Annotated in this window: 7 protein-coding genes; 4 read left to right on the plus strand and 3 right to left on the minus strand. The window is 73.1% G+C overall.

Annotated elements, in window-relative coordinates; translation table 11 throughout:
* The 4 genes from ACWJ6R_RS25240 to ACWJ6R_RS25255 all read left to right on the plus strand — a co-directional run.
* Positions 1-1,253, plus strand: a 1,253-nt coding sequence (locus ACWJ6R_RS25240; RefSeq protein ID WP_449064614.1) for an MFS transporter, incomplete at its 5' end; no start/stop codon positions are given.
* Between the two features lie 236 nt (positions 1,254-1,489).
* Positions 1,490-2,548 carry a helix-turn-helix domain-containing protein gene (locus ACWJ6R_RS25245; protein ID WP_449064615.1) on the plus strand — a complete coding sequence of 353 codons (1,059 nt, stop codon included), beginning with the start codon at positions 1,490-1,492 and terminating at the stop codon, positions 2,546-2,548.
* A gap of 125 nt (positions 2,549-2,673) precedes the next feature.
* Positions 2,674-2,940, plus strand: a complete 267-nt coding sequence (locus ACWJ6R_RS25250; RefSeq protein WP_449064616.1) for a hypothetical protein — start codon at positions 2,674-2,676, stop codon at positions 2,938-2,940.
* Positions 2,941-3,426: 486 nt separating this feature from the next.
* The gene (locus ACWJ6R_RS25255; RefSeq protein WP_449064617.1) at positions 3,427-5,703 is read left to right on the plus strand and encodes a M4 family metallopeptidase; all 2,277 of its coding nucleotides are present in this window, start codon (positions 3,427-3,429) and stop codon (positions 5,701-5,703) included.
* Positions 5,704-5,891: 188 nt separating this feature from the next.
* Here the strand turns inward: ACWJ6R_RS25255 and ACWJ6R_RS25260 are convergent, their stop codons facing one another.
* From ACWJ6R_RS25260 to ACWJ6R_RS25270, 3 genes are all read right to left on the minus strand, one after another.
* Positions 5,892-6,806 carry a hypothetical protein gene (locus ACWJ6R_RS25260; protein ID WP_449064618.1) on the minus strand — a complete coding sequence of 305 codons (915 nt, stop codon included), beginning with the start codon at positions 6,804-6,806 and terminating at the stop codon, positions 5,892-5,894.
* A 136-nt stretch (positions 6,807-6,942) separates the two neighbouring features.
* On the minus strand, positions 6,943-7,830 hold the full coding sequence (locus ACWJ6R_RS25265) for a Dyp-type peroxidase (protein ID WP_449064620.1): 888 nt from the start codon (positions 7,828-7,830) through the stop codon (positions 6,943-6,945).
* Positions 7,806-8,142: Dyp-type peroxidase domain-containing protein (locus ACWJ6R_RS25270; RefSeq protein WP_449064619.1), on the minus strand; the 337-nt coding region annotated here is incomplete at its 5' end. The genes ACWJ6R_RS25270 and ACWJ6R_RS25265, both read right to left, overlap by 25 nt.

Raw genomic sequence — 8,142 nt, forward strand, 5'->3', positions numbered from 1 at the left:
CGGCGGACGACAGGCCGACGGACGACGGGCCGACGGACGACGGGCCGACGGCGGACGGACCGGCCGGGCCGGGCCGGGCCGGGCGCCGGGCCGTGCTGGCCGTCTACGTGACGGCCATGTGCATGAACGGCCTGGACGCGACGATCGTCAACCCGGCGCTGTTCTCCATCGCCGCCGACCTCGGCGTGGGCCCGGCCGCGGCCAACCTGGTGGAGGGCTCCTTCCTGGCCAGCCTGGCGGTGTCCATGCCGGTCGCCGGATGGCTCTGCGACCGGTACGGCGCGGCGCGGGTGTTCCTCGCCGCGCTGGCGCTGTTCACCGCGGCGTCGGCGCTGTGCGGGCTGGCCTGGAACCTGGACTCCCTGGTGGGCTTCCGGGTGCTGCAGGGCGTCGGCGGCGGGGTGCTGACCCCGGCCGGCATGACGATGCTGTTCACCGCCTACGCCCCCGAGGAGCGCATGCGGCTGTCGCGGTACATCGTCGTGCCGACGGCGCTGGCGCCCGCGCTGGGCCCGGTCCTCGGCGGGCTGCTGGCCGACCACCTCTCCTGGCGGTGGGCGTTCCTGCTCAACGTGCCCTTCGGCGTGGCCGCGGTGCTCCTGGGACTCGCGGCCGTCCGCGTCCCCTCTCCCGGAGCCGGTACGGCGGACCGGTTCGACCTGCGCGGCCTGCTGGCCCTGTGGGTGCTCAGGGACCGCGGCTTCCTGCGCGGCGCCGCGGCGGCGTCCCTGGCCGCGGCGGGCCTGATGGGCATGCTCTTCGTCTTCCCGCTGATGTACCAGGACGCGCTGGGCGCCTCGGCCTCGGACGCCGGGCTGGTGGTCTTCCCCGAGGCGCTGGGGCTGATGGCCGCCGGGTTCGCCGTCGACCGGGTCTGCGCCCGGTGGGGCGAGCGACGGGTGACGGCGCTCGGTCTGCTCGGCGGCGCGGCGCTGTTCGCGTCGCTGGCCCTGACCGCCCCCGGCCCCTGGGCGCTGAGAGCGATCATGTTCTCGGTGGGACTGGTGCTCGGGCACGCGGTGACGGCGGTCCAGATCTCCGCGTTCGACGGCGTCGGCCCGGAGTTGATGGGCCGGGCCATGACCCTGTTCCAGTCGCTGCGCATGCTCGGCGGCGCGCTGGGCGTGGGCCTGTGCGCCCTCGCGATCCCCGTCGGCTACCCGGCCGCGCTGCTGGTCGCCGCGGCCTTCCTCGCCGCGGCGTTCCTGGCCGCCGCACTGATCGCACCCGCCCTCCGCCCGGCGGACGGCTGACCGCTCCACGGGACGGCTTCCGGTCCTCCCGGTTCCGGTCTCCCGGTTCCGGTCTCCCGCGGGGAGCACACCGGCGCCGGTGCCGTACGGCGTGCGCCCCCGCGAGAGGATCACGTTCCCTCAAAGCCGGAGGACCGGTCTGCGCGGAAGGCACATATCAGCGGCGGACGGTGGGTGTTACGATCCCGACACCTCGGTGACCGGGTGGTGAAACATCGCGCCGCCCGGTGTGCTCCGTGCGCGCGGGAGGTCTGGTGGACGTCGTCGGCACTCGGACGAACGCACCTGGAGCGCTGACGCCGTGGGCCGAGTTCGGCCGCCAGCTCCGCCGTTGGCGGCAGCGCGCCGGTCTCACCCAGGCGCAGGTCGGGACCAGGGTCGGTTACGACCACAGCGCCATCAGCAAGCTGGAGGGCGGCAGGCGCGAGCCGTCACCGCGGCTGGCGCGCCACCTCGACGAGGTCCTCGGAGCCGGTGGGGAGCTGCTGGCGGTCTACACGGTCTCCCGGCACGAGGACGCGGACGCCGCGCCCTGGGCCGTCGGCGGGGACCGGCCCGGCCCGCTGCCCGGGGACGGCAGAGACGCCGGGGGCGGCGGGGACACCGGACCCGCCGGCCCGGTCTTCCCCGACCTCCTCGGCTGGCCGTGCCGCCTGCCCAGCCACGGCCTCGAGTGCCCTCTGCACGACGACGAGGGCTGTACGGTGCCCGCGCCGACGGACGCGCTCCCGGCGTATCTCGCGTTCTGCGCCACCGATCTCCCGGCGGACACCGGTTCCGACACCGTCCACGTGCTCTGCGGGCTCCTGGTGGCCTGCTGGCGCGCCGGCGCCGAGCGGACCTCGCCGGAGACGATCACAGCGGTCGAGCAGGCGCTCCACGCGATCGTGCGGCGCATGGAGGGGCTCGCGGGGACGTCCCGGCGGGCGCTCCGGCGGCTCGCCGCCGGTTACGCGCAGCTCGCCGGCGAGCTGCGGATGCAGCGCGGCCAGAACGGGATGGCGATGGCCTGGTTCCACAAAGGGCTGGGCTGGGCCGCCATGTCCGACGGCGTCGGGATGTGCGCCACCATCCTCTACGACATGAGCACGGTCGCCCGGCTGGAGTACGACGCGCCTTCGGCACTGGCGTACGCGCGCGCGATCAGGGCCGCCGATCCCGGCCTGCGCTGGACGGCCGTCGCGGCCGATCTCTGCGAGGCGCGGGCGCACGCCCTCTGCGGCGACGCACTGGAATCCCGGCGGCACCTGGCCGGGCCCGGGCGGGCCTGTCCCGCCTGGGGGAACGCGACCTGACCGAGGCGCCGTGGCTGGGCGGGGCGGACGGAGAGGTCCATCTGGAGTCGGGGACCGGCGGCGCCCTGCGTGACATCGCCGCCCTGACGGCGGACCGGTCGACGGCCTGCCTGGCGGCCGAGGCGATGGAACGGTCGCTGAGCGGCCTCGCGGAGCGGATGCGTCCCGCCAGGCTGCTGTTCACGCTGCGACTGGCCGACTGCCACGCGTGCGCCGGGGATCCGGAAGCGGCGCTGGCCGTCGCCCTCCCGGTGCTGGCCGAGGCGACGGCCGTACCGACCGCGCTGATCGGCCGGGAACTACGCGGACTGCGCGGCAGGCTCGCGGCCCGCTGGAGCGGCCGGCCGGACGTGCGCGACTTCATCGACCCGTTCGGCCGCAGCCTCCCCTGACCGCGAGCAGACCACACGCTTCCCGGCCCGGCCTCTTCCAGCCCGGCCCAGCCCTTTTCGGCCCGGCTCCTTCCAGGCTGGCTCCTTCCAGCCCGGTCCAGCCCTTTTCGGGCCGCCCCTTCCCGGCGGAGCCCGGCCCCTCCTCCGGCTCGCAACCGCCCGCCGGTCCACTCTCGCTCCCGTCCGCCGGTGCACTTGCCGATGTGCTTGCCGGTTCGGGGTATGGCAAGCGCCTTCCCTCACCTTCCGTTCGGCGACCGGCACATCATGTGATCGTTCCGGCTCCCGATCGACAGAAGTTTGCAACAAAAGTCGGAAATATTGACCCAATTCTGTCTGATATGGGACCTTTCGTCCGCGTTGTTCGCGGCGATCCCTGCCGGCGGATCCTGACGGGCTCTGCCGGAAGGTCTCGCATCGATGTCCGCGGCGGCGGCCGTACGCCGCCACCGCGGTTCCCCCACATCGTCAGAGAGCGAGAACAGCATGAGAGGGTCCCTCCGGACACCGGCCCTGGCCGGTGTCGCGATCACCCTGGCGGCGGCCACCGTACTCGCCGCCTCCACCCCCGCCTCCGCCGATCCACCCCCATCGCCCGCAGACGCGGCCGCCGTGGCCAGGGCCGAGCAGGCCATCGAGCGGCACCGCGACGCGATCCGCGGGGCCGGCCAGGACGACTACAAGGTCCGGACCGTCCGGGTGGACGCCGACGGCGCGTCGCACGTCCGCTACCACCGGACCTACCGGGGTCTGCGGGTCCGCGGCGGCGACTTCGTCGTCCACCTGAGGCCCGACGGCGCCTTCGCCGACGCCTCGGTCGGGCTCACCGAGGCGCTGACGCTCGGCACCAGCCCGAAGGTGTCCGCCGCCACCGCCGCCGGGAAGGCCAAGAGCGCGTTCACCGGGAAGATCACCGAGGCCGCCGATCCGGAGCTGTTCGTCGACGCGTCCTCCGGGCAGGGCCGCCTGGCCTGGGAGACCGTGGTCAGCGGCTGGGCCGCCGACGGGCAGACGCCCTCGCGGCTGCACGTGATCGTCGACGCCGAGTCCGGGGAGGTCATCGACTCCTACGACGAGATCAGGTCCGCCGTCGAAGGCGTCACGACGGCCGCCCGGAGCGCCCTGGTCGACGGGACCGGGAACTCGATCTACTCCGGCACCGTCACGATCTCCACGACGCAGTCCGGGAGCTCGTACACCATGGTCGACCCGGACCGCGGCAACGGCAGAACGTGCGACATGAACAACCGCACCAGCGGCACGTGCTCGACGTTCACCGACCCCGACAACACCTGGGGCACCGGTTCCAACGGCAACCGGCAGTCGGCCGGGGTGGACGCCCACCACGGCGCCGCGAAGACGTTCGACTACTTCAAGAACGTGCACGGCCGCAACGGCATCTTCGGCAACGGGAGCGGCGTGCCGAGCCGGGTCCACTACGGCAGCAACTACGTCAACGCCTTCTGGGACGGCTCCCAGATGACCTACGGCGACGGCTCGGGCAACTCCCGGCCGCTGGTCGCCATCGACGTGGCCGGGCACGAGATGTCCCACGGCGTGACCGAGAACACCGCCGACCTGACCTACTCCGGCGAGTCCGGCGGCCTGAACGAGTCCACCAGCGACATCTTCGGGAACATGGTCGAGTTCTACGCCGGCAGCAGCGCGGACCCCGGCGACTACCAGGTCGGCGAGGAGATCGACATCAGGGGCAACGGCACCCCGCTCCGCTACATGTACGACCCCGCGCTGGACGGCAGCTCGCACGCCTGCTGGTCGACCCGCACCGCGAGCGTCGACGTCCACTACTCCTCCGGCGTCGGCAACCACTTCTTCTTCAACCTCGCCGAGGGCACCGGGGCGACCCCGTACGGCACCTCGCCGGTGTGCGGCTCGGCCCCGGCCGTGACCGGCATCGGCAGGGAGAAGGCGGAGAAGATCTGGTTCCGGGCACTGGACGCCTACTTCACCTCCAGCACCCGCTACGTCAACAACGGCAACCCGGCCAACACCGCCCGCGCCTACACGCTCCGCGCCGCCACCGACCTGTACGGCGGCTGCTCCACCGAGTATCGGACCGTCCAGGCGGCCTGGACGGCGGTCAACGTGGCGGGCAGCGACGCCCCGTGCTCGTCCGGGAACGACTTCTCGGTCTCGGTCGCCCCGGCCGCGGCCTCCACCGACCCCGGCGGCTCCGTCGAGGCCACCGTCTCCACCCAGGTAACCGGAGGCTCCGCGCAGACCGTGGCCCTGTCCGCCTCCGGCCTGCCCTCGGGCGCCACCGCCTCCTTCGATCCCTCCTCCGTCCAGGCCGGCGGCACCGCCAGGCTGACCGTGGCCACCGCCGCCTCCACCCCCGCCGGCACCTACCCCGTCACCGTCACCGGCACCGGCGCCACCGCCACCCGCACCGCGACCTTCACCCTGACCGTCAACGGCCCGGGCGGCGGCGCCTGCCAGGGCTTCGAGACCATCAAGACCGGAACCCTGAGCTCCGGCGCCAGCCAGTACCAGCCCGACGGAGGCTCCTTCCAGACCACCGCGAGCGGGACGCACCGCGCCTGCCTCGACGGACCCGACGGCACCGACTTCGACCTGTACCTGCAGAAGCGGGGCACCTTCGGCTGGAGCATCGTGGCCCGCAGCACCTCCACCGGCCCCGATGAGAACCTGACCTACAACGGCACCGCCGGCACCTACCGCTACCGCGTCCACTCCTACCGCGGCAGCGGAAACTACACCCTCGGTTACGACGCCCCGTAACCGCCGACGCCGCTAGACGCCCACCGGAGCCCATGAGCACCGGTGGGCGTCGCACGGTACCTGCTCTTTCAGCGCCGGTACCGCGGGATCGTCCTCACGCGGTGGGGCGAGCCGATGGCCCCGGACGTCCCGGCCGCAGGTCGGTCGCAGGGGGAGACAAGTCACCGGAGCCACGTGGACGATGCCCGTCAGCGGTCCTCTCCGCCGGTCTCGCCGAACAGGTCGTGCACGGCCAGGGCGGTCGCCGCGCGGGTCGCCCAGGACTCCAGCCGGGCGAGGTCGGCGCAGGCGGTGATCCGGGCACGGACGTCATCGGGCACCTCCAGGCCGCGGGCGGCCAGCACCAGCAGCACCAACCGGGCCGCCTCCTCGGCCTTTCCTTCCGCCTTTCCTTCCGCCTTGCCTTCCGCCTTGCCTTCTTCCAGACCGCGGCCGTAGTGCTCACGGGCGAAGGGGCTGTAGACCGGCCAGGTGGTGGACGTCATGATCTCCTCCAGGAGGCGCCGCACTTCGGGTGCGGACATGCTGTAAGCGTGTTCATAATACTTCGGAGCGTGATCGTCGGGCAGTTCCGCGAGCGCTGCGGCGAACGCCTCGACGACCTTGCGCTCGCGGCCGTGCACCATGACCGCCATCGCCGCCAGCTCGGGCCGGGCCGCGGCCTGCTGCGGGTCGGTGATGGCGGGGACGCCGTCCGGTCCCAGCACCCGGGCCTGCAAGCGGTAACCGGTCAGGCCGGAGTCGACCGGCCGGGCGTAGTACTCGGCGGTCCTGGCGTCGGGGCAGACCACCAGCACGGTGACGTCACAGCCCAGCAACAGCCAGAGCGCGGCGGCGTAGCGGGCGAGCTGCCGAGGGTTCTTCGACTTGTCCTGCTGGATCTCGACGATGATCGCGTGCGCGGGGGCGGTCGGCGGCCCCAGGACGACGACCAGGTCCGCCTCGATGTCGTCGGAGGGCCGGGTGTTGAAGGTGGTGTTCTCCAGCCGGACCAGCGGGGTGGCGGGCAGCTCCTGTCCCAGCAGGTCGCGCAGGATCTCCACGGCCAGTTCGGGGCGGTCGCGGAACAGATGGATGAGAGAGTCGTGTCGGGGAGATGGCACGTCGCTCATTGTCACATATTAAGCACGTAAAGTAATCGCATTTACGGCGGTGCGACGATCTGCCGCCGAACGCTGGACTTCCCCCGGGACTTCTCAGCGGACCGGCACCGCAGGACCGGCCCACGTCGCGCGGGCCTCAGGCGAAGAGCGTCCTCCCCCAGTGGTCGCTCGCGTCCACCACTCCGGGCGGGCAGGCGAACAGCCCGCTGGAGATGTGCTTGATGTACTCGTTGAGCGGGTCGGTGGCGGCCAGCGCCTTCTGCACCGGGACGAACTGCTTGCGCGGGTCGCGCTGGTAGGCCATGAAGAACAGGCCCGCGTCCAGCCGCCCCAGGCCGTCGGAGCCGTCGACGTAGTTGTAGCCGCGGCGCAGCAGGCGCGCCCCGCCGTGCGAGGTGGGGTGCGAGAGCCGGATGTGGGCGTCCCGGGGGATCACCGGCTCGCCTCCGGGACCGGTCTTCGCGAAGTCCGGCTCGTCGAACTCCGCCTTCCCGGTGAGCGGGGCGCCCTCGCCCTTGTCCCGGCCGAAGATCGCCTCCTGCTCCGCCAGCGGGGCGCGGTCCCAGGTCTCGATGTGCATCCGGATCTTGCGGGTGACCAGGTAGGCGCCGCCGTCCATCCAAGCCGGTCCGTCGCCTTGGGCCGCCCACAGGTGGTCGCGGAGCATCGCGGTGTCCTCGAGCTTGAGGTTGTTCGTGCCGTCCTTGAAGCCCATCAGGTTGCGCGGGGTGGCCTGCGCCCGGGAGGTGGACGACGTGCGGCCGAAGCCCAGCTGCGAGTAGCGCACCGTCACCCTGCCGAACCCGAGCCGCGCGAGGTTGCGGATCGCGTGCACGGCCACCTGCGGGTCGTGCGCGCACGCCTGGACGCAGATGTCGCCGCCGGAGATCTCGGGCAGCAGCCCGTCGCCCGGGAAGGCGGGCAGGTCGGCGAGCGCGGGCGGCTTCCGCCCGGCCAGCCCGAACCGCTCGTCGAACAGCGACGGGCCGAAACCGACCGTCAGGGTGAGACCGGAGGCGGGCAGGCCGAGGGCCTCGCCGGTGTCGTCCGGCGGAGCCTCCGGGGCCCGCCGACCGCGCCGAACGCGCCGGCGTCCTTGCCCTGGGTCATCCGCGCGGCGGCGGCCGTCCACTCCTGCAGCAGGTCGACCAGCTCGGCCCGCTCGGTGGTGGTCACGTCGAAGGCGACGAAGTGCAGCCGGTCCTGGGCGGGGGTCGTGATCCCCGCCTGGTGCGCGCCGTAGAACGGCACCGCGTCGGCCGACGAGGACGACGACACCGGGCGGGCGGCGGGCGGCTCGTCCGCGAGCACGCGGGCGGCGACCGCGCCGGCCCCG

The organism is Planomonospora algeriensis (assembly GCF_977012225.1).